22 protein-coding genes are annotated in these 23,152 nt (G+C 71.3%); 15 read left to right on the top strand and 7 right to left on the bottom strand.

The genetic code is table 11. From position 1 onward, the window contains the following. The first annotated feature begins 160 nt into the window (after window positions 1-160). Both AC2D8W_RS16385 and AC2D8W_RS16380 read left to right on the top strand, forming a co-directional pair. Entirely contained in the window at window positions 161-1,075 is a 915-nt protein-coding gene (locus tag AC2D8W_RS16385) for an acyltransferase family protein (protein WP_484672422.1), read from the top strand. A gap of 76 nt (window positions 1,076-1,151) precedes the next feature. After that, window positions 1,152-1,394: a hypothetical protein gene (locus AC2D8W_RS16380; RefSeq protein WP_484672421.1), complete on the top strand. Its 243-nt coding sequence runs from the start codon at window positions 1,152-1,154 to the stop codon at window positions 1,392-1,394. Window positions 1,395-1,440: 46 nt separating this feature from the next. Here the strand turns inward: AC2D8W_RS16380 and AC2D8W_RS16375 are convergent, their stop codons facing one another. Together AC2D8W_RS16375 and AC2D8W_RS16370 are read right to left on the bottom strand one after the other, a co-directional pair. Further along, a complete protein-coding gene (locus tag AC2D8W_RS16375; protein ID WP_484672420.1) occupies window positions 1,441-2,832 on the bottom strand; it encodes a hypothetical protein in 1,392 nt (463 codons plus the stop codon). A gap of 43 nt (window positions 2,833-2,875) precedes the next feature. Beyond that, window positions 2,876-4,846, bottom strand: a complete 1,971-nt coding sequence (locus AC2D8W_RS16370; protein ID WP_484672419.1) for a TonB-dependent receptor plug domain-containing protein — start codon at window positions 4,844-4,846, stop codon at window positions 2,876-2,878. Between the two features lie 140 nt (window positions 4,847-4,986). On the opposite strand from AC2D8W_RS16370, the gene AC2D8W_RS16365 reads away from it, so the two are divergent. From AC2D8W_RS16365 to AC2D8W_RS16355, 3 genes are all read left to right on the top strand, one after another. After that, complete coding sequence (locus tag AC2D8W_RS16365; RefSeq protein ID WP_484672418.1) at window positions 4,987-6,183, top strand: helix-turn-helix domain-containing protein; 1,197 nt, start codon at window positions 4,987-4,989, stop codon at window positions 6,181-6,183. 56 nt (window positions 6,184-6,239) lie between these two features. Continuing rightward, on the top strand, window positions 6,240-6,611 hold the full coding sequence (locus tag AC2D8W_RS16360; protein WP_484672417.1) for a PRC-barrel domain-containing protein: 372 nt from the start codon (window positions 6,240-6,242) through the stop codon (window positions 6,609-6,611). Window positions 6,612-6,702: 91 nt separating this feature from the next. Further along, window positions 6,703-7,095, top strand: a complete 393-nt coding sequence (locus AC2D8W_RS16355; RefSeq protein WP_484672416.1) for a hypothetical protein — start codon at window positions 6,703-6,705, stop codon at window positions 7,093-7,095. A 68-nt stretch (window positions 7,096-7,163) separates the two neighbouring features. Here the strand turns inward: AC2D8W_RS16355 and AC2D8W_RS16350 are convergent, their stop codons facing one another. From AC2D8W_RS16350 to AC2D8W_RS16335, 4 genes are all read right to left on the bottom strand, one after another. Beyond that, window positions 7,164-8,276 (bottom strand): serine hydrolase, encoded by a 1,113-nt coding sequence (locus AC2D8W_RS16350; protein WP_484672415.1) that lies wholly within the window; start codon window positions 8,274-8,276, stop codon window positions 7,164-7,166. Between the two features lie 16 nt (window positions 8,277-8,292). Further along, on the bottom strand, window positions 8,293-9,261 hold the full coding sequence (locus AC2D8W_RS16345; protein ID WP_484672414.1) for a cation diffusion facilitator family transporter: 969 nt from the start codon (window positions 9,259-9,261) through the stop codon (window positions 8,293-8,295). A gap of 164 nt (window positions 9,262-9,425) precedes the next feature. Beyond that, window positions 9,426-10,808 carry a putative bifunctional diguanylate cyclase/phosphodiesterase gene (locus AC2D8W_RS16340; protein ID WP_484672413.1) on the bottom strand — a complete coding sequence of 461 codons (1,383 nt, stop codon included), beginning with the start codon at window positions 10,806-10,808 and terminating at the stop codon, window positions 9,426-9,428. Between the two features lie 87 nt (window positions 10,809-10,895). Continuing rightward, on the bottom strand, window positions 10,896-12,143 hold the full coding sequence (locus tag AC2D8W_RS16335; RefSeq protein ID WP_484672412.1) for a dicarboxylate/amino acid:cation symporter: 1,248 nt from the start codon (window positions 12,141-12,143) through the stop codon (window positions 10,896-10,898). 102 nt (window positions 12,144-12,245) lie between these two features. On the opposite strand from AC2D8W_RS16335, the gene AC2D8W_RS16330 reads away from it, so the two are divergent. The 7 genes from AC2D8W_RS16330 to AC2D8W_RS16300 all read left to right on the top strand — a co-directional run bounded on the left by AC2D8W_RS16330 (window position 12,246) and on the right by AC2D8W_RS16300 (window position 19,647). After that, window positions 12,246-13,691, top strand: coding sequence for an AMP nucleosidase (locus AC2D8W_RS16330; protein ID WP_484672411.1), 1,446 nt, complete (start codon window positions 12,246-12,248; stop codon window positions 13,689-13,691). Between the two features lie 391 nt (window positions 13,692-14,082). Continuing rightward, window positions 14,083-14,856: a tyrosine-protein phosphatase gene (locus AC2D8W_RS16325; RefSeq protein WP_293484726.1), complete on the top strand. Its 774-nt coding sequence runs from the start codon at window positions 14,083-14,085 to the stop codon at window positions 14,854-14,856. An 80-nt stretch (window positions 14,857-14,936) separates the two neighbouring features. Then, window positions 14,937-16,394: an MFS transporter gene (locus AC2D8W_RS16320; protein ID WP_293484728.1), complete on the top strand. Its 1,458-nt coding sequence runs from the start codon at window positions 14,937-14,939 to the stop codon at window positions 16,392-16,394. Window positions 16,395-16,570: 176 nt separating this feature from the next. Continuing rightward, window positions 16,571-16,747, top strand: coding sequence for a Flp family type IVb pilin (locus AC2D8W_RS16315; RefSeq protein WP_293484862.1), 177 nt, complete (start codon window positions 16,571-16,573; stop codon window positions 16,745-16,747). A 123-nt stretch (window positions 16,748-16,870) separates the two neighbouring features. Beyond that, window positions 16,871-17,401 (top strand): A24 family peptidase, encoded by a 531-nt coding sequence (locus AC2D8W_RS16310; protein WP_293484730.1) that lies wholly within the window; start codon window positions 16,871-16,873, stop codon window positions 17,399-17,401. Window positions 17,402-17,440: 39 nt separating this feature from the next. Next, the gene (locus AC2D8W_RS16305; protein ID WP_484672410.1) at window positions 17,441-18,817 is read left to right on the top strand and encodes a leucyl aminopeptidase family protein; all 1,377 of its coding nucleotides are present in this window, start codon (window positions 17,441-17,443) and stop codon (window positions 18,815-18,817) included. After that, on the top strand, window positions 18,814-19,647 hold the full coding sequence (locus AC2D8W_RS16300) for a C40 family peptidase (protein WP_484672409.1): 834 nt from the start codon (window positions 18,814-18,816) through the stop codon (window positions 19,645-19,647). Before AC2D8W_RS16305 ends, AC2D8W_RS16300 begins: the two co-directional genes overlap by 4 nt. A 251-nt stretch (window positions 19,648-19,898) precedes the next feature. Here the strand turns inward: AC2D8W_RS16300 and AC2D8W_RS16295 are convergent, their stop codons facing one another. After that, window positions 19,899-20,651: a c-type cytochrome gene (locus AC2D8W_RS16295; protein WP_293484735.1), complete on the bottom strand. Its 753-nt coding sequence runs from the start codon at window positions 20,649-20,651 to the stop codon at window positions 19,899-19,901. A gap of 126 nt (window positions 20,652-20,777) precedes the next feature. On the opposite strand from AC2D8W_RS16295, the gene AC2D8W_RS16290 reads away from it, so the two are divergent. Genes AC2D8W_RS16290 through AC2D8W_RS16280 form a run of 3 tightly spaced genes read left to right on the top strand, consistent with a single transcriptional unit; the run spans window position 20,778 to window position 23,151 of the window. Then, window positions 20,778-21,515, top strand: a complete 738-nt coding sequence (locus tag AC2D8W_RS16290; RefSeq protein WP_484672408.1) for a 3-deoxy-manno-octulosonate cytidylyltransferase — start codon at window positions 20,778-20,780, stop codon at window positions 21,513-21,515. After that, window positions 21,512-22,354 carry a prephenate dehydratase gene (locus tag AC2D8W_RS16285; protein WP_293484739.1) on the top strand — a complete coding sequence of 281 codons (843 nt, stop codon included), beginning with the start codon at window positions 21,512-21,514 and terminating at the stop codon, window positions 22,352-22,354. The genes AC2D8W_RS16290 and AC2D8W_RS16285 overlap by 4 nt, the downstream gene beginning before the upstream one ends. 41 nt (window positions 22,355-22,395) lie before the next feature. Beyond that, entirely contained in the window at window positions 22,396-23,151 is a 756-nt protein-coding gene (locus AC2D8W_RS16280; protein WP_484672407.1) for an enoyl-CoA hydratase, read from the top strand. The last annotated feature ends 1 nt before the right edge of the window (window position 23,152 follow it).

Below are 23,152 nucleotides of genomic sequence, written 5' to 3'. Positions count from 1 at the left end.
GGTCTTGGCGACGCCAGGGCGACCCTGTCCGGAAACGCGGAGCCTATGGGCCCCTGTGTGTTGAGCTGATCCGGCGCTGGCTTGACTGGTCACGGGCGCAGGCCGTCGGCCGTCTGCGATAGCTCTGCCCTTGCGACGGAGGACGGTGTACGGCGGAGCCATGAACTTCGACCTGATGCGGCTCATCGCGGCGCTGCTCGTCGTGGTGAGCCACGCGTTTCCGCTCGCGGGGGACCCGCCGCTTCGCATCGTGGGTGTCGAGGACCTCGGCGCCCTGGGCGTGTCGATCTTCTTCGTGATCTCGGGCTACCTGGTGACCGCGAGCTACCTGCGGGACCCGAAGACCTACCTGCTGAAGCGCGTGCTGCGCATCGAGCCCGGGCTGATCGCCTCGCTCGTCGTGACCGTGGTGCTGCTGGCCTTCGTGACCACGGCGCCCGCCGCCGAGTACTGGCCGGCGGCCGCGCTCTATGTGCTGCGGAACGCGCTGCTCTACCCCGTGACCTACGACCTGCCGGGGGTGTTCGCCGATGCTCCCATGGCCGGGGTCGTCAACGGCGTCCTGTGGACCCTGCGGCTGGAGTTCACCTTCTATCTCGTGCTGATGCTGATCCGTGCGCGGCCTGCCGCGGTCTACGGCCTGGCGGCGCTCTGCGCGGCGGTGTGGCTCACGATGCGACTCACCATGCCGAACTGGGCTGACGAGACCCTGACGCGGGTCGTCTTCCTCGCGGCGCGCAACGGCCTGCTGTTCTTCGCGGGCGCCGCGATCCTGCTGCGCGACTGGAAGCCGCCGCTGTGGCTGGGCGCGGCGTCTGCCCTGTCGTTTCCCCTGCTGGGCCCTCTGGCCCTGCCGACCGCGGTGCTTGGGCTCGCGCGGCCCGGCAAGCTTCCCGCCGATCTGTCCTACGGCGTCTATATCTACGCCTTCCCGTTGCAGCAGTGGCTGGCCATCCAGGGCCACCTGGGCGTCGTCACTTCCATCTTTGCCGTGACGCCGTTCGCCCTGGCGAGCTGGTTCCTCGTGGAAAAGCCCGCTTTGAAGCTGAAACCGGGCCCGCGACCCGCCTGGTGACCGCTATTTCGCAGTTCCGGTGAACCGATCACGCATTCGTGCGCTCTATGTCGGCAAGCTGAACCGGAGAGACCCCATGCGCATCGCAATCGCCGCCGTCGCCGCCCTGGGCGCCCTGAGCCTCGCCGCCTGCGAAAGCAGCGCCGACAAGGCCGCCGAGCAAAAGGCCGACAGCCTGGAAGCCCAGGCCGCCGCCACGCCCAATGAGGCGCAGGAAACCCAGCTCAACGCCGCCGCCGACGCCGTCGAGCAGCAGGCGGGCAATGCGGACGGTGGGGCCACCACGGCCAACACCCCCGACACCAGCCCGTCCAAGTAAGGGCGAGCGCGGCGTCATCGCCGCGACGATCCGGACGCCCCGGGGCTCAGCCGAGTCTCGGGGCGTTTCGATTCAGGCGCCGCAGATCGTCGGACGCGCGGCGCACGCCCAGCCATACGCCGGTGGCGACCCCCAACCCGCCCAGGGACAGCAGCGCCGTCATGGCGGTGGCCCACGCCGGACCCCGGTCGAACCCGTCGACGAAGTCGAGCCGGTGCGCGCCCTCGAAGGCCCACCGGAAGCCCTGGGCCTCGGCGTCGGCGACGCGGCGGACCTCGCCGCTGCCTGGGTCGATGTAGAGGCGGACGCCGTCCCGGAGGATGACGCGGTAGACCGGCAGGGCGACCGGCTCATGGTGGCCCCGGTAGTACTGGTCCTCGCGGGAGAGCAGGGCCGCCGAACGGACGGGGCCGAGACGTCCGGCCGCCGCCGCCAGGTCCGCCGCCTGGAGGGGCGTCGGACGGGCCAGGGGGTCGAGCCGCACGCCGTCGGCCATGAGGTAGGCGCGGCCGTCGAGCGGCGCGGCGCGGAGACGATGCGCGGCCACGCCCGCCGCTTTCGCCGCCAGGACCGCCTCGCGCAGCTGCCCGACGTCGACGGCGCCCGCCACCCGTGCCGCACGCGCGTCGCCGTCGCTGTCGAGCAGGCCCCACGGGTTGACCGAGAGGAGGCCGCTCGCCACCCAGCTCAGGGTGAGCAGCCCGGCCGCCAGTCCTCCCAGGTGGTGCCAGGCCATCCACCCCCGGTACGGCGTCAGGCGCGCGTCGCGCCAGGGCCGCCAGGCGACCACGCCGAGGTAGAGGCCGGTCACCGTCAGGAAGACGCCCGCCAGCGACGTCCAGATCACCACCTGCGTCCAGAGCTTCACGTCCGCGCGGAGAACCGCCGGGTAGAGCCAGTGTGGGATCGGACCCAGCCAGCTGAGGACCTTTTCGGTCCGGTTCACCGCCTGGGCCACCCGGCCGTCGCGGGCCGAGACATAGACATCGGTGCGCGCCGGATCGTCGAAGCGGAACAGGTAGAAGGGGCGGGCGCGGTTGAAATAGCCGGTCACCGTCCACTGGTCGCGCACGACGGCCTCGGCCGCGCCGGCGTCGCCGGCGACGCCATGGGCCCGGGCGTAGGCGACGGCGACCTGGCGCGCCTCGGCCGAGGTGACGCCCGTGAGCCCGCGACCCGTCGTCAGGTCGAAGACTTCGCCGTCGAGGCGGAGCACCGGGCGGCCGGCCAACGCCTCGACGGCGGCCCGCTCGAAGCGCCGGTCGTCGGGGAGCCCGCCGAAGTCACAGCAGGACTCCCAGGGGATGGGCGCCAGGCCTGCGGCGCGTTCGTGGTCGGTCACCTCGGGCCAGCGCACGAACAGCATCACGACGCCGCTCGCGAACCACAGCAGCATCAAGAGGCCCATGACGACGCCCACGTAGCGGTGGGTCACCACCAGCCACTTCGGCGCCCAGGGCCTGCGGGCGGAGCGGGCCGCCTCAGAAGGAATAGGCGTAGCTCACGTTGAGGGTCCGCGGCACGCCGAGGAACCGGTAGAGAAAGCGCTGGGTGGAGAGGTCGATCCGCGCCGAGTTCACCCGCGTCGCATAGTCCTCGTCGAACGCATTCTCGAGCCGGGCGGTGAGCCGGTGTCGGCGGTCGGCGTCGATGTAGACGTGCGCCGCCAGGTCCACGACCACGTAGTCGCCGTAGTTCACCCGCCCGAAGTCGGTCACCTGCTGGTGGACGTCGCCCGTCCAGAGCAGGCTGGCCGAGGCGCCGAAGGGACGGTCGGCCGGCGCATAGACGACGCCGCCCTTGGCCTGGACTTTCGGGATCCGGTCGAACTGCCGCCCCGCGCCCGCGGCCCGCGTCCGCGTCAGCGCGAAGGAGCCGAAGGCGCGCAGCGCGTCGGTCACCTGGACGCTGGCCTGCCCCTCGAGGCCGCGCGAGCGCACCTTGCCCGGCGTGTTGATGTAGATCCCGTCCGGGAAGCCCGGCTGGACGTAGTCGTCGACGATCAGGTCCTCGATCCGGCGCGCGAAGGCCGTGACCTGCCAGGTCAGCCGCCCGGTGCGCCCGCCGACGGCGACATTCCCGTTCAGGCTCTCCTCCGGCTTCAGGTCGGGGTTGCCGACCGCGCAGCATGGATCGATCCCGAACAGCTGCTCCGCGCTGGGCAGGATGAACGACGTGCCCACCATGCCCTCGAGGTACAGCTGCGGCGTCACGTCCCAATGGCCGGAGACGTTCCAGACCGCCTTCTCGCTCTCCTTCGTGCGGTTGTAGCGGACCCCGGCGGCGAGATGGGCGTTGGCGAAGAGGTCGTCGGTGGTGCGGACCTGGGCCACCAGCGCGTGCACGCGCTCGGTCTGCTGGGCGATCAGCAGCACCTCGTCGCGCCCGTTGAAGTTCTGGTAGTCGTAGCCGAGCTGATACTCGAACCCGCGGTGCAGGTTCAGCTTCGCCAGCACGGCCACGCCGTAGTCCTCGTATCCCCAGTAGGTGAGGTCGTCGACGATCACCGGCGGGGCGGCCGGGGCGCCGGGCACGTTGTTGACCGTCGAATAAACGCTGTCCCAGTCGTGGTAGTAGCCCTTGACCGAGAGCTGGACTGTCTCGCTCGCCGTCCAGTCCAGAGAGACGCTGCCGATCTCCTCGTCGCGGTCGTTGAAGGCCAGCCGCGTGAGGCGCGGGTTCGGATAGTCCAGGTGCGCGTCGGTGTGCTGGTAGTAGAGGTTGAGCACCAGGCCGTCCGAGAGCGTGAGGCCCAGCTTCCCGCCGAAGCTCACGACGTCGTAGCCGCGCTTGCGCGCCGTGGCGCTGGGCTGGAAGACGTCGAAGGTGCGGTAGCCCTCGGCCTCGTCCTTGGACGCCCAGGCCACGAACTTCGCCGGGCCGGCCGGTCCGCGCACCATGAGGTCGGCGTGGACGCCCTCGTTGGTGTGGCCCCCGACGGTGAAGACCCCGCCGAGGTTGTCGCTGTAGGGCCGGGTCACGACGTTGATGACGCCCGCCGCCGCCTGGGTGCCGTAGAACAGGCTCTGGCCGCCCTTCAGCACCTCGATCCGCTCGACCATGCTGGCGGGCAGGGTGTCGGCCGGGCTGGTGGACGTGTAGAGCCGGTTGTTGATCCGCACGCCGTCCACGAGCCACAGCACGTCGCCGGTGCGCGAGCCCTGCAGCGCGATGTCGGCGTATGAGAAGGGGCCGTTGCGCGGGGACAGGAACAGGCCCGGCGTCTGCATCTGCAGCGCCTGCCCCACATCCACGTAGATGTTGTCGCGCAACACCGTGGCCGAGATCACCTCCAGGTCGCTGCCATAGCGTGACAGGTCCTGCGGCAGGGTCTCGTCGAGGCGCGCCCCTGCCACCACCAGTTCGGCCACCTCGGAGTCCGCGGCCATCGCCGCGGTCGCCCACGCCGCCAGCGCTGCGCCCAGCAGCAGCGCGTTCATCGGACCGGTCATCGTCGTCCCCCATCGCGTGCGGCCAGACCGCCCCGCATGGGTGGGTTTGGGCCCGCGCGGGCGCGTCGGCGCGCGTACTTTACGGTTTCCAGGACCGTTACAGGGGGTTACAGGGCGCGGAGCGGGGTCGAAGACCGGGTATGAGCGACGATCTGGCCGGGGCGTTGGCGGAGGAGGTGGCGCGGATCCGCGCCGCCAGCGTCCTCGGACGCTCGCAAGGCCTGGCCCGGCTCTTCGACTACATGGCCGACCCCGCCCGCCAGGGGCGCACCCTGCGCGAAGCGGACGTGGCGCAGGACGTGTTCGGCCGCGTACTCGACCTTTCGGGCGACGCCTCGGTGCGGGTCTACGTTCACCGGCTGCGCAAGAAGCTGGCCGAGTTCTATGCGGGCGAGGGCGCGGCCGCGCCGCACCGCCTGGAGATCCCGATCGGCGAGTATCGGCTGGACGTGGTCGAGGTCGCGCCCGCCGCCGCGCCGCCGGCGCCTGCCCCGGCGGGTCGATCGCGCTGGCTGGGTCCCTTCGCGGCGGTCGCCGCCCTGGTTCTCGCCCTCAATCTCGGCGCCTGGTGGATGGTGGTCCAGCGCGCGCCCTCCCACGAACTGGCCGCCGCGGCCGCGTCGCCGCTGTGGGCGGGGGTGGGGCGGGAGCGGCCCGTCATCGTGGTGGTCGGCGACTACTACATCTTCGGCGACACCGAGAACGGCGAGGCGCCGCGGCGGATGATCCGGGCGTTCGAGATCAACTCGCCGGCGGACCTGGACGCCTGGCTGATGGACAACCCGCAGTTCCAGGGCCGCTATGTCGACCTCGACACCTACTACACGCCCGTCGGCGCGACGCTCGCGCTGCGTCAGATCGTGCCGCTGGTGCGGGAGGCGGCGGGGCGCGGCGACCGCGTGCGGGTGATCACGGCCTCGCAGCTGACGCCCGACTTGATGAAGAGCGCTGACATCGTCTACGTGGGATACCTGTCGGCCCTGCGCCTGCTGCAGGAGCCGGTCTTCGATCGCTCGCGGTTCGCGGTCGGCGACACCTTCGACGAGCTGATCGACCGCCGCACGGGCGAGACCTACGTCTCAGGCGCGGGGCCGGCGTCCGGCGACCGCCCGAACCGGGACTACGGCTACCTCGCGGCGTTCACGGGCGCGGCGGGAAACCGGTTCGTGATCGTCGCCGGCGCGCGCGACATCGGGGTCATGCAGACGGCCGAGATCGCGGCGGACGCCAAGGCCCTGTCCGCGCTGCCGGCATCCTCGCCCCTCGAGGCGCTCTACGCGGTGGACGGCGTCGGGCGGACCAACATCGCGGCCAAGCCGGTGGTCGCCGGGCGCTGAACCCCGGCGGCGGCGACGCGTTCCCCTGCCTCCACCAGCTCGAAGGAGGCGCCGAGATGGCCGCCCAGCCGGAACATCCGCTCATTCCAGCCGACCGCGTGAACGGGACCGACGTGGTCAACCCAGCGGGCGAGAAGCTCGGGAAGATCGAGGACGTCGCCATCGAGAAAGTCTCGGGCCAGGTGGCCTATGCGATCCTGTCCTTCGGCGGCCTCCTGGGGATCGGCGCGAAGTACCACCCGGTGCCCTGGAAGCTCCTGAAGTACGACACCGAGCAGCGGGCCTACGTGGTCCCCATGGACAAGGACGCCCTGGAGACCGCGCCCATGATCGACGAGAGCGAGCTTTCGGGCTGGAACGACGAACTCAGCCGCGAGGACATCCACCGCTACTACGCGGGCTACGGGATCGGACCGTACTGGCTCTAGGCCCCGCGCCTACGGCGACGGTCAGGTTGGGTTCAGGCGCGGCAGGGCCTCTTGCGCCGCCCGTCGTTCGGTCGTCACCTCGTGAGATCCCATGCGTGCATTGCTTTCCGTCACTGCGCTCCTCGCCGGAGCCGCAACCGCCTTCGTCCCCGCCGCTGCGGCCCAGCCGGCGGAAGCCGCGCGCATCGCGCCCGCCTTCGGAAACACGGTGAAGGCGCTCTATCCGGACGGCCGGGCGCAGCGCCTTTGGTTCAAGGCGGACGGCACCTGGGAAGCCATCGGGCGGCGCGGCAAGTGGTCGGCCGGGAAATGGAGCCTGAAGGACGACAAGGTCTGCCTGAAGCAGTCCAAGCCGTTCCCGGCGCCCTTCAAGTACTGCACGGTCTTCCCCGCCAAGGGTGGCCCCGGCGTCGTCTGGACATCCCGCGACATGAACGGCGAGCCGATCCGGCTCACGCTGGTGAAGGGTATCGAACGGCCCTAGGTGGACCTGGGCGCCGGCATTGCCGACCGGAAGCTGTTGAAATCGGTGCTGTCGGATCGTGGCGGGCCCTAGTCGGCCGATCTTGCGTCTCCGTTCCACTCGTCGGCGACGGCGCGCGTGACCGCCTGCATGAGCGCAAGCCGCGCCGGCACCGCCTGTCGGGTGTGGCGCAGCATCACCGCCACGGCATAGGTGCGGCCGTCGGGCGCCGTGATCAGGCCCACGTCGTTGATGCCGACCGATGCGCCGCGGAAGTCCTGCCCGGTTCCGGTCTTGTGGGCGATGGTCCAGCCGGGGGGAAGGCCGCCCTTGAGCCGCCGCGGTCCGGTCCTGGCCTGGGTCATGAGACCGATGACGTACTGCGTGGACGCGGGCGAGAGCAGTTCGCCTCGGTGCAGGGCGGCCAGGGCGGCCGTGATCGCTGCGGGCGAGGCGCCGTCGGGAGGGTCGGCCAGGTAGGCGTCCATGGCGGCCTGCCGGGTCTCCAGCGGTAACGCCTGCCGCGCCGCCTGGAAGTTCCAGCCGAAGCCGTACGAGGCCTGCCAGACGAGGCCCGCGGTGCGCGCCTGCAGGTCGCGCTCGTAGGCGCCCACCTTCACCTGGGTGAGGCCCATGTCCTCCAGCACGGCCGACACGGCGTCCGGCCCGCCCAGCTCCCGCATCAGCCGGTCGTTGGCGGCGTTGTCGCTCTCGACCAGCGCCCGGCGCAGGAGCCCGGCGAGCTGGGTCTGGTAGCCCGACGCGCCGATGTTGTAGGCGACCGGCTGGAAGAAGACCGAGCGGTCCTCGTCGGTGAGCGTCACCCACGCCTCGGTGTCCAGGCGCCCCTCGTCGACCGCCTTCATGATGGCGATGGCGACCCAGAGCTTGGACACGCTCTGCTGCGGGTAGGGCCTGTCCTGGTCGACGCCGGCGGTCCAGCCCGCCTGCACGTCGGTCACGGACACGCCGACCTCTTCCCCGTAGGCCGCCACGAGCTCGCCGAGGCGGGCCTGGAGCGCCGCGGGCGCAGGCGGGGCCTTGGTCTTCAGGATGTCGAAGCGGGTCTCGGTCAGCGCCCCGGACGCCAGCCGCGCCGCCTTGTCCGCCGAGACGAGACCGCCCGCGAGCCCGGCGGCGATGACGGCCGCGGCGACGGCCAGGCCGCGGCCGCCCCGCAAATGACGCCTCCAGCCGGACATCCAAGCTCCTGCCTACTCAGTGGACATGACCATGGTGATGGTCGTCCGGTTCCCCGCTCGTCCGCACCTCGACCGTCACATGCGAGATCCCCGCAAGTCCAGCCAGTCGGGCGCGGTATGTCGCCACGGGCCGCGGTTCGCTGGCGGCGATGACCGCGATCACCGCATGATGCCCCGGTCCGAGGCGCCAGAGATGCAGGTCGATCACCCGTTCGCCCTCATGCGAGAGCCGGCGCCGGACCTCGTCGGTGAGTTCGCGCGAAGGATTCACGTCGAGCAGGGCGGCGCCGGCGCGGCGCACCAGCGTCCAGGCGAACCGAGCCACGAGCACCGCGGCGAGCACCCCGGCCAAGGGATCGGCGAAGCGCCAGTCCAGCCATTGCCCGGCCAGCACCGCGGCCAGCGCCAGGAGCGAGACGGCGGCGTCGGCGGTCAGGTGGAGGTGCGCGGCCGAGAGGTTCAGGTCGCCCTGGGGATCGTTGCGCGCCGCCGCGGCGTCCGTGGGCCGCAGCAGCCAGATGCAGACCAGGTTCACCACAAGGCCGCCGACCGCGATGGGCAGGGCGTCGCCGAAGGCCACCGCTTCCGGCTCGAGCAGCCGGCCCGCGCTCTCCAGTCCGATGAGCGCCGCGGTCACCGCCAGGACCACGCCGTTGGCGAAGCCGGCCAGGTATCCCACCTTGCCGGTGCCGAAGCTGAAGGCCGGGTTCGTGGCGTGGCGGCGCGCCAGGGCGTAGGCGCCCGCGGCGACCAGCAGCGCCACCACGTGGGCGCCCATGTGCAGGCCGCTCGCCACCAGCGCCATGGATCGCGTGGCCGCGCCGCCCACCACCAGCACGGCCAGCGTCGCCGCGCAGATGGCCGTGACGATCCACGTGCGGCGCTCGTTCCGCCGGTGGTCCGCGCCCAGGTAGATGCGGTCCGCCCGGAACGCGTCCAGGGCGTCCGGCGGTTCCGTCCGGTCCGGGCTGGCGGTTGAGCTCAAGGGTCGTCCTGTGTCCGAAGGCCGCGCGTTATCTTGTAACATATGGGGGTGGTCAAGCGTTCTGCGCCGGGCGCCGGCGCGCGCCGGTTCACCCTGGACGGCGGAGCTTGTCGAGTCGAGGCCGGGTTGAACCGGGCCGGTCGGTCGGTCGGGGGCGGCGCGTGTCAGCTCGCGACGGCGAGGGGCAGTTCGGGCGTATTCATCTCCCGCAGGAGCGCCTCCATCTCCCTGGCCGGCATCGGCCTGGCGAAGAAGTAGCCCTGCATCCGGTCGCAGCCGGCGGAGCGCAGGAACAGCGCCTGCCCCTCGTCCTCCACGCCCTCGGCGGTGATGCAGACCCCGAGCGCCCGGGCGGCGTGCAGCATGGAGGCCACCAGCTTGGACACGCGCGGATCGCGCCCGACGTCGTCGATCAGCGAGCGGTCGAGCTTCACCGTCTGGATGGGCAGGTGCATCAGCGCGCGCAGGTTCGAGTAGCCGGTGCCGAAGTCGTCGAGCGCGACCCGCACGCCCTTCGACGCGAGCCGCTCGATGTGCCGCCGGGCGAGGCTGAGGTCCGAGACCAGGAACGTCTCGGTGATCTCGACGCAGAGCGCCGTGGCCGGCAGCGCGGTCCTGGAGAGCCGCCCGATGAGCTTGCGGGAAAAGCCCGGGTCCAGCAGGTCGCGGGGACTGACGTTGCACGCCACCAGCTCGATCAGGCCCTCGGCCACCCACGGCGCCGTGCGGGCGCAGGCCGCCTCGAAGACCGCCTCGTCGATGGCGCGGATCAGGCCCAGCTCTTCGGCCATGGGGACGAAGGACGCCGGGCTCAGCAGGCCCTGGGTCGGATGCCGCCAGCGCGCCAAGACCTCGACGCCCACCATCCGGCCGGTCATCGCGTCCACGATTGGCTGGAACCAGGGCTCAATCTCGCCCGCGGGGATCGCTCGCCGGAGCTCGGCCTCGAGGTTGCGGCGCCGTTCGCTCTCGGCGCGGAGTTCCGCGTCGAAGGCCGACCAGACGCGGCCGCCGCGCGACTTGGCGCGATAGAGGGCCATGTCGGCGAACCGCTGCAGGTCGGCGGCGTCCTGGGCGTCGCGCGGAAAGACCGCCACGCCGACCGAGCCGCCCGGGCTGACCTGGCGGCCGTAGATGGTCTGCTGCTGGCTGAGCGTCGCCACCAGCCGTTCGGCCCGCGTCGCGACCTCGGCGGTGTCGGAGACGACGGCGAACTCGTCCCCGCCCAGGCGCGCCACGAGTTCGCCGGGCAGGGCGTCCTCGTGCAGCCGCCGTCCCAGCTCGGCCAGGAGGATGTCGCCGGCATGGTGGCCGAGGCTGTCGTTGAGGTTCTTGAAGCGGTCCAGGTCGATGACGAAGAGCGAGACGGTCCCGCCGGCGTCCCGCGCCGCGTCCAGCCGCTCGCACAGGCCCGAGGTGAAGGCGCCGCGGTTCACGAGCCCCGTCAGCGAGTCCGTCTGCGCCAGGCGCAGCGTCATCTCGCGCTCGGCCTCGAGCTCGGCCACGCGCGCGGCGAGCTGGTCCAAGGTGGGGCTGGGGTCCGTCACGGAGCGGCGGCTTCGGGGGTTCCTGGTGAAGCCGCCAGCTTGTCGGGGTGCGCCTAACGCCGCGTTGAGCGACGTGGTTTACGCCCCTTAAGCCCTGGCGGGCTCGGCCTGCGGCTCCTGGATCTCCTTCTCCCACTTCGCGACCACCGCGCTGGCGATGGAGTTGCCCACCACGTTGGTGGCCGAGCGGCCCATGTCGAGCAGGTGGTCCACCGCCAGGATCAGCGCGATACCGGCCTCGGGCAGGTCGAAGTAGGCGAGGGTGGCGGCGATCACCACGAGCGAGGCGCGCGGCACGCCGGCCATGCCCTTCGAAGTGACCATCAGCAGGCCCAGCATGGTCACCTGCTGGGCGAGCGAGAGCTCGATCCCGTAGACCTGCGCGATGAAGAGCGTCGCGAAGGTGCAGTACATCATCGAGCCGTCGAGGTTGAACGAGTACCCCAGCGGCAGGACGAAGCTGGCGACCTTGCGGCTCACGCCCCACCTCTGCAGCTCCTCGAGCGTGCGGGGATAGGCGGCCTCGGACGAGGCCGTGGAGAAGGCCAGGAGGGTGGGGGCGCGGATCTGCCCGACAAGCTTGAGCACCCGCGGGCCGATGATCACCACGCCGGCGACGATCAGCAGGCCCCACAGGATGCCCAGCGACAGGTAGAAGCCGCCGACGAACTTGGCGTAGGTGAAGATCACCTCGATGCCGCGCGTGCCGATCGAGGCGGCGAGGGCGGCGAAGATGGCGAAGGGCGCCGTCTTCATGACGTAGCCCGTCACCTTCAACATGATCTGCGCGCCCTGCTCGACGGCCGCGAGCACCGCCGGCGCCCGGTCGTCGATCGCCGAGACGGCCACGCCCACGAACACCGAGAACACCACGATCTGCAGGATCTCGTTGCGCGCCATGGCGTCGAAGATCGAGCTCGGCACCAGGTGGGTCACGAACTCGCGGAGGGTGAACTTCGACATGTCGACGGCCGTCGCCGCCGCCGCCTCGCCGGGGGCCAGGTTCATGCCGACGCCGGGCTGCAGCAGGTGGACCATGACGAGGCCCAGCGTCAGCGAGACGATCGAGGCCACGATGAACCAGGAGATGGTCTTCACGCCGACACGGCCGACCTCGGAGGCGTCGCCCATGTGCGCGATGCCGGCCACCAGCGTCGTGAAGACGAGGGGCGCGATGATCATCTTGATCAGCCGCAGGAAGATGTCGGTGATAATCGTGAGGTTGTCCGCGACCGCCTTCGCCTCGTCGGCCGGGAGGTTCACGTTGATCAGCCAGCCGACGAGGACGCCGAGCACCATCGCGCCCACGACAAGCCAGGTGAAGAGACGGTTCATGCGCACCTCAGGTGAATTCGGGGGTCTTTGTCGCCGGGTTGGGCGCGTCCGTAAAGCGAAGCGGATTCGCAAGCGTCACAAGCGGGCGCTATATACGGGCCGATGAAGAAGACAGAAGCAGCCGGCATCGTCGATCGGCTGGAGACCGAATACCGCAAGAGCGTCGAGAGTCTCCGCACCGCCCTCAAGACATTCCTCACCGGCGGACCGCCGCCCGACCCGGCCGTTCGCCGTTCGGGGGCCTACGTCTACCCCGAGCTCCGGCTCACATGGCCGCCGGGCCTGCCATACCCGCGCACCAGCCGCGCCTACGCGCGCATCCCGTCGCCCGGCCGTTACGCGGTGACCGTGACGCGGCCCGAACTCTACCGCGACTACCTGGTGGAGCAGCTGAGCCTGCTGCAGGAGGACTTCGAGATCGAGCTGGAGGTCGGCCGCTCGCAGCAGGAGATCCCGTTCCCCTACGTGCTGGACGCCGCCGACCTGGCGATGGCCGACGTCAGCTCGGTCGAGATCGCCCGCCATTTCCCGACCACCGAGCTCGCCTACATCGGCGACGAGATCACCGACGGCGCCTGGGTGGGCCTGGAGGACGAGCCGCGCCCGCTGGCGCTGTTCGACGGCCTGCGCACCGACTTCTCGCTGGCCCGCCTCAGCCACTACTCGGGCACGCCGGCCGAGCATACCCAGCAGTACATCCTCTTCACCAACTACCACCGCTACGTGGACGAGTTCGTGGCCTGGGGCTGCTCGCAGCTGAAGGCTGGCGGGCCCTACACCGCGCTGTCGGCCGCGGGGCACGTCTATGTGACCGCCGAGACGCCCGACCCCGTGGCGGCCGTGGCCGCCGGGACATGGCGCAAGCACCAGATGCCGGCCTACCACTTGATGGCCCCCGGCCGGACCGGCATCACCCTGGTCAACATCGGGGTGGGGCCGTCGAACGCCAAAACGGTCTGCGACCACCTCGCCGTGATGCGCCCCCAGGCGTGGCTGATGATCGGCCACTGCGGCGGCCTGCGGGGCAGCCAGAAGATCGGCGACTATGTGCTCGCGCACGCGTACCTGCGCGATGACCACGTGCTGGACAGGGTGCTGCCCCCCGAGATCCCGATCCCGCCGCTCGCCGAGGTGCAGGTGGCCCTGAACGGCGCCGCCGAGCGGGTCACGGGCGAGACGGGCGACGTGCTGAAACGGCGCCTGCGCACGGGCACGGTGGTGTCCACCGACGACCGCAACTGGGAGCTCAAGTACTCGTCGAGCGCGCTGCGGTTCAACCAGAGCCGAGCGGTCGCCATCGACATGGAAAGCGCCACCATCGCCGCCCAGGGCTATCGCTTCCGGGTGCCCTACGGGACGCTGCTCTGCATCTCGGACAAGCCGCTGCACGGCGAGATCAAGCTGCCGGGCCAGGCCAACGCCTTCTACGACCGCGCCATCGCCCAGCACCTGCAGATCGGGATCGTGGCGGTCGACCTGCTGCGGCAGGAGGGGAGCCGGCTCCACTCCCGCAAGCTGCGCAGCTTCGACGAGCCCCCGTTCCGGTAGGCTGCGACGCCCAGGAGCCTCGCGCCGCCTTGCCCTGTCATCCCGGTTTCCGCGCAGCGGAACACCGGGACCCATAGACTCCGCCTTTCCGGATGGAGCGCGGCGCCGCCGCTCGGGGACCGGGCCCCACATCGGGCGCGTATGGGTCCCGGTCTTCGCCTGCGGCGAAACCGGGATGACAGCTGAGGCCGTGTGTAGGCCGATGGCCGCCGCAGGCGCTCGATTGAACCGCGGAGGACGCAGAGAAGACGCAGAGCGCGCGGAGATCTCCGCGCCCTGCGCACCTCCCCGCCGCAACCCGACCGACTTGATGTCAGCCCGGGGGCTTGCGCAGTCCCTGACGTAGGGACCGCCTCGAATTCGTCGCGGAAGGCGGCTAGAAAGACGCCCCATGACCCGGCGCATCGTCTTCGAAGGCATCGACAACTTCCGCGACTTCGGCGACTACGCCGCCGGCCACCGGCGGCTGCGGCCCGGGCTGCTCTACCGCTCGGCCGGCCATGGGGCCGCCACCGACGCCGACCTCGAGCGACTCGCCGCCATGAACCTGCGGGTCATCGTCGACCTGCGGCGCGCCAACGAGCGCGAGCGCCAGCCCAGCCGCCGCTGGCAGGGCTTCGCCGCCGAGGTGATCGAGAACGACATCGGCCAGGACTCCGCCGACGAGTGGACGAGCTTCATCCAGAGCTCGGACCTGACCGTGGCCGCGTTCCACGACTACATGCTCGACTACTACCGCAAGGCCCCGCACCAGGCGCGGCACATCGACCTCTACACCCGCTACTTCCGGGCGCTCGCGGCGACGGACGGCCCGATCCTCGTGCACTGCTCGGCGGGCAAGGACCGCACGGGCATCGCCTGCGCCCTGACCCACCATGTGGCGGGGGTCCACGACGACGACGTCATCGACGACTACATGCTCACCAACGATCCCGAGCGCCTGGAGCGCCGCCTGCCGATGATGCGCGAGGTGATCCGCGAGGCGACCGGGCGCACGGCCGACGACGCGGCGCTGATGGTGGCGATGCGGGTCGAGCCCGAGTACCTCGCCCAGGCCTTCCAAGTGATGCGCGAGGCCCACGGCTCGCTCGACGGCTACCTGGACGAGGTTCTCGGCCTGAGCCCGGCCACCCGCGAGCGCATCCACGACCGCCTGCTGGCGTAGCGTCACCATCGACAACAGGCCTTTGCCCGCTACGGTGTGGCCGAAGGCCGACGAGAGAGCAGCGCCGGGGGAGTCGTCGCGTGCAGGACCCAGTCGCCGCCGAGATCCAAGGCGCCGCCGCCGTGGTGGACCCGCCCCTGGAGGCGGACGTCGTCGGCGACGGAAAGCTCGATCGCGGCGCGGTCTCCTGGGCCGTCTTCGAGGGCGGCCGCGACCCGCAGGTGATCCTGATCACCATCTACATCTTCATGCCCTACGTGGCCGCCGTGATGGTGGGCGACGCCGTGCGCGGGCAGGAGGTGATCAGCCAGTGGAACCAGTGGGCCGGCTGGGCGGTGATGGCCACCGCGCCGTTCATCGGGGCGTCGATCGACAAGCTGGGCGGGCGGAAGATCTGGCTCGCGCTCATCGTCGGCCTGATGATCCCGCTGACCGCCGCGCTCTGGTGGGCCAAGCCCGACGGGACCGGGCTCTCCATCGCGACGACCATGCTCTTCGCCATGACGGTGCAGGTGCTGTTCGCCTACTCCGAGATCCTGCACAACTCGCTGCTGGTCCGCGCCGCGGGCCTGGAGGGCGCGCACAAGGCCTCGGGGCTGGCCCTGTCGCTGGGCAACCTGTTCTCGGTGCTGGCCCTGGCGTTCACGGCCTGGGCCTTCGCCCTGCCGGGGCAGGTGGACTGGTCCTGGGTTCCGTCGACGCCGCTCTTCGGCCTCGACACGGCCATGCACGAGCACGAGCGGGTGGTCGCCTGGATGGCGGCGGGCCTGCTGCTGGTGGGGTCGATCCCGCTGTTCCTGTTCACCCCCGACGCGCCCCGGACGGGCATCCCCGTGGCGCGCGCCTTCGCGCAGGGGGCCGCCGAACTCGGCCGCATGCTGAAGACGATCACCCACTACAAGGATGCAGCGGTCTACGTGGGCTCGCGCATGTTCTTCGTCGACGGCATGAACGGCGTGCTCGTCTACGCGGGCGTCTATGCGGTGGGCGTGATGAAGTGGGGCGCGCTCGAGATGCTGGCGTACGGCATCCTGCTCTCGATGTTCGCCGTCCTCGGCGGGTTCGTGGCCCGCTGGCTCGACGCGGGCCTCGGGCCCAAGAACGCGCTGCGCATCGAGATCCTGATGTCGATGGTGGGCCTGGTGGCGTTCCTCGGGATGCGCCCGGACATGATCCTCTTCTTCTGGCCCTACGACGCGGCGGCCCACGCGCCGCTGTGGAACGGCCCGGTGTTCCAGCACCTGCCGGACGTGGTCTTCGTGATCGTGGGCTTTTCGAACGCCGTCTTCATCACGGCGCAGTACGCCACCAGCCGCACGCTGCTGACCCGGCTCACCCCGCCCGACCAGACGGGCACGTTCTTCGGCGTCTATGCGCTCTCGGGCGTCGCGACGGCCTGGCTCGCGCCCACGATGGTCAACCGCGGCACGGCCTGGACGGGGACGCAGCAGGGGGGCTTCGCGATGCTGCTGATCCTGCTGGCGATCGGGCTCGTCGGCCTCGCCTTCGTCCGGGGCGGCGGGCCTCGGCGCGCCTGAGCCGCCCAGGGTTTACCGGCGTAAACCCTTAATTTCCGTAGAGAATGAACTTGAGTTAGGCATTCGGATTCAGCGCTCCTTAAAGGCGGCGGCCCACTCTCGCTCCTGTGCTTAGGGGCGAGCAGGCGATGAGCTTGAAGCCCCGTCAAAGTCTGCTCGCCAAAGGAGAAAACACCATGTCGAAGTTCGTGACCCGCTTCCTGAAGGACGAATCCGGCGCCACCGCCATCGAGTATGGCCTGATCGCCGCGCTGATCGCCGTCGTGCTCGTCGGCGCCCTGCAAGCTGTCGGCGGCAGCCTCGGCGGCGCGTTCGACACGATCTCGAGCGAAGTCGACGGCGCGGTGTCGTAAGCCGGCTCGCATCGACGAAATCAGGGCCCCCGGCGGCGACGCCGGGGGCCCTTTCGATTCCAGCTTGGCTGCAACGATGTGTTCACGCGCGGGCGGGCATAACGCCCGGCAGGAAGGACTCCGATGTTTCCGCCGATCGCCGCCGCCGCCGCCGCCTTCGCCTTTCCGGCGCTGATGCTCGTGGCCGCCGCCAAGGATGCGACGTCCTTCACCATTCCCAACCGGATCTCGGTCGCGCTGCTTGGACTGTTCCCGCTCGCGGCCTTCGCGGCCGGCCTGCCGCTGGAGACGATGGCCGTGCACCTCGCCGTCGGTTTCGCCGGGCTCGTGGCGGGCATGGTCATGTTCTCGCTCCGGTGGGTGGGCGGCGGCGACGCCAAGCTCTTCGCCGCGGCGGCTCTCTGGCTCGGCTGGCCCGCCGTCATGACCTTCGTCCTCGCCGCCGCGGTCGCCGGCGGCGCCCTGGCGATGGCGCTGCTCACCGCGCGCTCGACCCTGGTGCGCCCGATCATGCTCATGGGGCCCAGCTGGGTCGCCCGCCTGGCGGAGCCGGGCGAGAGCGTGCCCTACGGCGTGGCGATCGCCGCGGGAGCCCTGTGGGCGCTCCAGGCCTCGCCGTTCGCCGCCGTGCTCGCGCGGGCTGGAGGCCTCTAGCTTGCGGCCGCGTCCCACATGGGCGACAGGAGAGGTCGCATGTCGGACGTGATCCTCGACGCCTGGGACGGCCCGTCCGTCCCGGTCCACGCCTTCACCGAGGCCGAAACCGCCGCGGCCCTGGAGGCCGACTCCTTCGCCGCGGCCCTCGCCCGCACCTCCGACTTCAAGGGCAAGGCCGGGCAGCTGCTGCTGGTCCCCGACGCGAAGGGCGACCTGGACCGGGTGCTGCTCGGCCTGGGCGAGGCCGAGCCCGAGGCGGCGTTCCGCGCCCTGGCGGCCCGGCTGCCGGCGGGCGTCTATCGCCTCGCCCGGGCGCCGCAAGGCGCGTCGCCCGACCGCGTCGCCCTGGCCTTCGCGCTCGGCGGCTACCGGTTCGATCGATACAAGAAGCCCGCCGGAGAGCGGCCCCGGTTGCTGGTCGATGGCTGCGCCGCCGCGGAGGTCCGTCAGGTCGCCCAGGCCTGCGCGCTCGCCCGCGACATGATCAACACGCCGGCCAACGACATGGGCCCGCTGCAGATCGAGACCATCGCCCGCGAGATCGCCGAGCAGCATGGCGCGCAGATCACGGTCATCGAGGGCGAGGGCCTGCTCGAGGCCAACTACCCGGCGGTCCATGCCGTGGGCCGCGCGGCCGATCCCTCGCGCGCGCCGCGCTTCATCGAGATGCGCTGGGGCGAGGCGGGCAAGCCGCTGGTCTGCGTCATCGGCAAGGGCGTGGTCTTCGACACCGGCGGCCTCGACATCAAGCCGTCGGCCGGCATGCGGCTGATGAAGAAGGACATGGGCGGCGCGGCGCACGCCCTGGCCCTCGGGCGCATGATCATGGCCGGCCGGCTGCCGGTCAGGCTGGCGGTGCTCGTGCCCGTGGTCGAGAACGCGATCTCGGGCGACGCCATGCGGCCCGGCGACGTGCTCGCCTCGCGCAAGGGCCTCTCCATCGAGGTGGGCAACACCGACGCCGAGGGGCGCCTCATCCTCGCCGACGCGCTGACCCGCGCCTGCGAGCTCGAGCCGGCGCTCACCATCGACCTCGCCACCCTGACCGGGGCCGCCCGCATCGCCCTGGGTCCGCAGCTTCCGCCGTTCTTCACGGAGGACGACGAACTCGCCGCGCAGATCGAGGCTGCGGCCCGGGCGGAATCGGACCCCCTTTGGCGCATGCCGCTCTGGAAGCCCTACGCCGACGCGCTCGACAGCGACGTGGCGGACATCAAGAACGACCCCGACGGCTGGGCCCAGGCGGGCTCGGTGACCGCCGCGCTGTTCCTGCAGCGGTTCGCGCCGCCGTCGCCCTGGGTCCATCTCGACATCTTCGCGTGGAACCCGCGGAATCGTCCGGGATTCCCTGCTGGCGGCGAGGCGCAGGCCGTCCGCGGCCTCTACCGCATGATCCGTGAGCGTTTCGCATGAAGCACGATCCGCGCATCACGCCCTGGCGCGACGGGATCGCCGCGCGCAGCCTGGAGGGCGTGGTCGAGGCCGAGGTCTACCTGGACCCGCGCGCCATGAGCTGCGGCGTCGCGGCCGCGGCCATCCGGTCGGCGCCCGACGCCGAGGCCGAGCAGGTCGATCAGCTGCTGTTCGGCGAGCGGTTCGAGGTCATCGAGGAAGAGGGCGACTGGCTCTGGGGCCAGGCCGCCCGCGACGGGTACGTCGGGTTCGTGCAGGCCGCCGCGCTCGCTCCGGCCGGCGCTGCGCCCACCCACCGCGTCTCCGCGCTGCGGACCTATGCGTTCGCCGGACCCAGCATCAAGTCGCGCGCGAGCGGTCCATACTCGATCAACAGCCTGGTGACCGTCGAAGCCACCGAGGGTCGGCTGGCCAGGGTGGCGGGCGCCGGCTGGATGACGGCCGATCACCTGTCGCCGATCGGGGTCTTCGAGGACGACTGGGCGGACGTGGCGCAGCGCTTCGTCGGCGCCCCCTATCTGTGGGGCGGCCGCGAGAGCCTCGGCGCCGACTGCTCGGGCCTCGTGCAGCAGGCCCTCTTCGCGTGCGGCCGCGCTTGCCCGCGCGACACCGACCAGCAGCAGGCGCTCGGCGCCCCGATCGAGGCCGCCGACTTCGGCCGCGGCGACCTGGTGTTCTGGAAGGGCCATGTGGCCATGGGCGTGGGGGAGGGCCGCATCGTCCACGCCAACGGCTTCCACATGGCCACGGTGATGGAGCCCCTGGCCGACGCCGTCGCGCGCATCGCGGCGGCCGGCTCCGGCGAGCCCACGGCCTACCGGCGGCCCTAGCGCTCTAGTCGCGAACCCACCCCGAGCTGTCATCCCGGCTTCGGCGAAGCCGAAGGCCGGGATCCATAAGCGCCGGCCGGCGGGGGCGGCCCCGCGGGGGGCGGCGCTGCGCCTCTTCCGGAACCGCGGAGTCTATGGGTCCCGGTGTTCGCCTGTGGCGAAACCGGGATTACAGCTTGGAAGTTCGAGGCGCCCAAAACGCAAATGGCCGGGACGAGCCCGGCCACTGCAGTCTGATGTTCAGAGACGCCTCAGCGCTTGGGCTGGGAGTCCGCGCCGGCCGTCGTCGGGGCGCCGGCGGTGGCGCCCTTCTGGACGGGCGCGGCGCCCGGGCCCTGCCCGGCGGCGCCTTGCGTCGCGGGCGCGGCCGTGACGCCGGTGGGTTCGCCAGCCGCGGCCGGAGCCGCAGCATCCGCCGCCGCGGGAGCCGCGGCTGCGGCCGCGCCCGGCTGGCGGGTCGGATCGGGCGCCGGGATCGGCAGGGTGCCACCCTGGGCGCGCAGGTAGGCGATCACGGCGACGCGTTCTTCCTGCTTCTTCAGGCCCACGAACGTCATCTTCGTGCCCTGGATGTGCTTTTGCGGGGCCTTCAGGAAGGCGTCGAGCTCGTCGTAGGTCCAGACCGGATGGGCGCCGGCGTAGGCGGTCATCGCGGGCGAATAGGCGAAGCCGGCGTGGCTGGCGGGCTTGCGGCCGACCACCGCGTGCAGACCCGGGCCGGTGCCGTTCGCGTTCGACGCATCGGCCACGTGGCACGACTTGCACTTGGCGAAGGCCGCCTCGCCGGCGGCGACGTCGGCCGTCGGCAGCAGCGTGCCCCAATCCGGCGGGAGCTCGGCTTCGCCGCCGCCGCCGCCCGCCTCTTCGGCGACTTCCACGGCATAGCCGGCCTTGGTCGGCTTGCTCGGCTCGAACACCCCGATCGAGAGCTCGCGAAGGCCAACGATGGCGAGCCCGGTCGCCAGCACTGCGCCGAAGATCTTGTTCAACGTCAGGTCGCTCATAGTCCCCTGGTCACGCCTCTCAAACGGCCACGGGTCGAAGCCCCGCGCGCGCGCGGGAATCCCGCCCCTTGTTGCGTGCGGCTCTCTTACACGCTACCGGCGCTCGCGCAACCTGCCACGACACCCATGAACCCGATCGTCCTCATCCCGGCGCGCATGGCCGCGACCCGCTTGCCGGGCAAGCCGCTCGCCGACATCGGCGGCACGCCCATGATCGTGCGTGTCCTGCGCCAGGCGCTGGCCGCGGACATGGGTCCCGTGGTCGTGGCCGCCGGCGATCCCGAGATCGTCGCGGCGGTGGAGGACGCCGGCGGCCGGGCGGTGCTCACCGATCCCGGGCTGCCGTCCGGCAGCGACCGCATCCTCGCCGCCCTGGCAGAGGTCGACCCGGCCACACGCCATGACGTGGTGATCAACCTGCAGGGCGACATGCCCTTCGTCGGGGCCTCGGTGCTGCTGGACTGCGGCGCGCTCCTGGCCACCCACGCCTGCTGCGACATCGCGACACTGGTCGCGCCCGAGACGTCGGCGGCCGACCGCGCCAACCCCGATGTCGTGAAGGCCGTCCTGGCCATGGAGCCCGACGGCCGCAGCGGCCGGGCCCTCTACTTCACCCGCTCGACCCTCTATGGCGAGGGCCCGGTCTGGCGGCACATCGGGATCTACGGCTACCGCCGCGGCGCCCTGCAGCGGTTCAACGCCGCCCCGCCGTCGCCCCTGGAGCGGCGCGAGAAGCTGGAGCAGCTCCGCGCCATGGAGCTGGGCCTCACCATCTGGGCGGCCGTGGCCGACGCGGCGCCCATCTCCGTCGACAGCCCCGCCGACCTCGAGCGGGCGCGGGAATTCGCAAGGACCGTGGCATGAGCAAGCAACGCATCGCCTTCCAGGGCGAGCTGGGCGCCAACAGCCATGAGGCCTGCGTGGCGGCGTTTCCCGACATGGAGCCCGTGCCGCACGCCACCTTCGAGGAGGCGTTCGAGGCCGTCCGGGGCGGCGACTGCCAGCTGGGCATGATCCCGGTGGAGAACTCGATCGCCGGCCGCGTGGCCGACGTGCACCACCTGCTGCCCTCGTCGGGGCTGAAGATCATCGGCGAGCGGTTCAAGCCGATCCACTTCCACCTCATGGCCAACCCCGGGGTGACGCTGGACCAGGTGACCACCGCCGTCTCCATGCCCATCGCGCTCGGCCAGTGCCGCCGCACGCTGCGTCGCATGGGGCTGAAGACTGAGGCCGCCGGCGACACGGCCGGCGCCGCGAAGCGTCTGGCCGAGCAGCCGGACCCGACCCGCGCGGCGGTTTCTCCGGCCCTCTGCGCCGAGATCTACGGGCTGGATATCCTCGCGCGCGACATCGAGGACGAGCACCACAACACCACGCGCTTCCTGGTGATGACGGCCGACGCCAACCCGCCGCCGCCGCCGTTCACCCAGCCCTGCGTCACCAGCTTCATCTTCCGGGTGAAGAACCTGCCGGCGGCGCTCTACAAGGCGCTCGGCGGCTTCGCGACCAACGGCGTCAACATGACCAAGCTCGAGAGCTACATGGAGAACGGCGCCTTCACGGCCACCTTCTTCTACGCCGAGGTGGACGGACGGCCCGAGGACATCGGCCTGGCCCGGGCCTTCGAGGAGCTCTCGTTCTTCTCCGAGCGGTTCGAGATCCTGGGCGTCTATCCCGCCGACCCGTTCCGCAGCCGCTGAGCGGCTTGCCTGCCGCCCCGGCAGGGGCGGAGCATGCCGCCATGTCCGAACCCGTCCTTCTCTCCGAGCGCCGCGGCAAGGTCGCGCTCATCACCCTGAACCGGCCCGAGAAGCGCAACGCGCTGAACGCCGAGCTCTCGCAGGCGCTGTGCGACGCGATCGCCGCCGCCCAGGACGCGGGCTGCATCGTCATCACCGGCGCCGGTCCCGCCTTCTGCGCCGGGCTGGACCTCAGGAACCTGGGCGCCGAGCGGCTCGCCGACTTCCCGTCCTACACGCACGCCATGGCGGCCTCGCAGATCCCGATGATCGCGGCGGTGAACGGGGCGGCGGTGACCGGCGGCTTCGAGGTGGCGCTGCTGTGCGACTTCATGATCGCCTCCGAGCGCGCGGTCTTCGCGGACACCCACCTGCGGGTGGGCGTCTACCCGGGTCCGGTGGTCGTCGACCTGCCGCGCCGGGTGGGCGAGGCGTGGGCGCGGCAGATTTCGCTGTCCGGGAACTTCGTCGACGCCCAGACCGCGCTGCGCATCGGCCTTATCAACCAGCTCGTCCCGCACGACCAGCTCATGGTGGAGGTGATGAAGGTCGCCGACGCCATCGCCGAGCAGCCGCGCGACATGGTCGTGGCCCTGAGGGCGGACTGGAACGAGAGCATGGGCGTGCCCGTGGCCGAGGGGCGGCGGGTGCACGCGCGCCACGCCGTCGCCGGCGGTTTCGGGGGCAACCGGGGCGAGGAGATCGCGGCGCGCCGCGAGGCCGTGCTGGCGCGCTCGCGCGAGCAGCGGAGCGGCTGAG

The organism is Phenylobacterium sp. T106, assembly GCF_057219735.1.
This window is presented reverse-complemented; position numbering and strand designations above follow the sequence as displayed.

Excerpts from the sequence above, each read along its gene's own strand:
- AC2D8W_RS16385 (WP_484672422.1), top strand. The coding sequence starts at position 161 with ATGAACTTCGACCTGATGCGGCTCATCGCGGCGCTGCTCGTCGTGGTG.
- AC2D8W_RS16380 (WP_484672421.1), top strand. The coding sequence starts at position 1,152 with ATGCGCATCGCAATCGCCGCCGTCGCCGCCCTGGGCGCCCTGAGCCTC.
- AC2D8W_RS16370 (WP_484672419.1), bottom strand. The coding sequence starts at position 4,846 with ATGACCGGTCCGATGAACGCGCTGCTGCTGGGCGCAGCGCTGGCGGCG.
- AC2D8W_RS16365 (WP_484672418.1), top strand. The coding sequence starts at position 4,987 with ATGAGCGACGATCTGGCCGGGGCGTTGGCGGAGGAGGTGGCGCGGATC.
- AC2D8W_RS16360 (WP_484672417.1), top strand. The coding sequence starts at position 6,240 with ATGGCCGCCCAGCCGGAACATCCGCTCATTCCAGCCGACCGCGTGAAC.
- AC2D8W_RS16355 (WP_484672416.1), top strand. The coding sequence starts at position 6,703 with ATGCGTGCATTGCTTTCCGTCACTGCGCTCCTCGCCGGAGCCGCAACC.
- AC2D8W_RS16350 (WP_484672415.1), bottom strand. The coding sequence starts at position 8,276 with ATGTCCGGCTGGAGGCGTCATTTGCGGGGCGGCCGCGGCCTGGCCGTC.
- AC2D8W_RS16335 (WP_484672412.1), bottom strand. The coding sequence starts at position 12,143 with ATGAACCGTCTCTTCACCTGGCTTGTCGTGGGCGCGATGGTGCTCGGC.
- AC2D8W_RS16330 (WP_484672411.1), top strand. The coding sequence starts at position 12,246 with ATGAAGAAGACAGAAGCAGCCGGCATCGTCGATCGGCTGGAGACCGAA.
- AC2D8W_RS16325 (WP_293484726.1), top strand. The coding sequence starts at position 14,083 with ATGACCCGGCGCATCGTCTTCGAAGGCATCGACAACTTCCGCGACTTC.
- AC2D8W_RS16315 (WP_293484862.1), top strand. The coding sequence starts at position 16,571 with ATGTCGAAGTTCGTGACCCGCTTCCTGAAGGACGAATCCGGCGCCACC.
- AC2D8W_RS16310 (WP_293484730.1), top strand. The coding sequence starts at position 16,871 with ATGTTTCCGCCGATCGCCGCCGCCGCCGCCGCCTTCGCCTTTCCGGCG.
- AC2D8W_RS16305 (WP_484672410.1), top strand. The coding sequence starts at position 17,441 with ATGTCGGACGTGATCCTCGACGCCTGGGACGGCCCGTCCGTCCCGGTC.
- AC2D8W_RS16300 (WP_484672409.1), top strand. The coding sequence starts at position 18,814 with ATGAAGCACGATCCGCGCATCACGCCCTGGCGCGACGGGATCGCCGCG.
- AC2D8W_RS16295 (WP_293484735.1), bottom strand. The coding sequence starts at position 20,651 with ATGAGCGACCTGACGTTGAACAAGATCTTCGGCGCAGTGCTGGCGACC.
- AC2D8W_RS16290 (WP_484672408.1), top strand. The coding sequence starts at position 20,778 with ATGAACCCGATCGTCCTCATCCCGGCGCGCATGGCCGCGACCCGCTTG.
- AC2D8W_RS16285 (WP_293484739.1), top strand. The coding sequence starts at position 21,512 with ATGAGCAAGCAACGCATCGCCTTCCAGGGCGAGCTGGGCGCCAACAGC.
- AC2D8W_RS16280 (WP_484672407.1), top strand. The coding sequence starts at position 22,396 with ATGTCCGAACCCGTCCTTCTCTCCGAGCGCCGCGGCAAGGTCGCGCTC.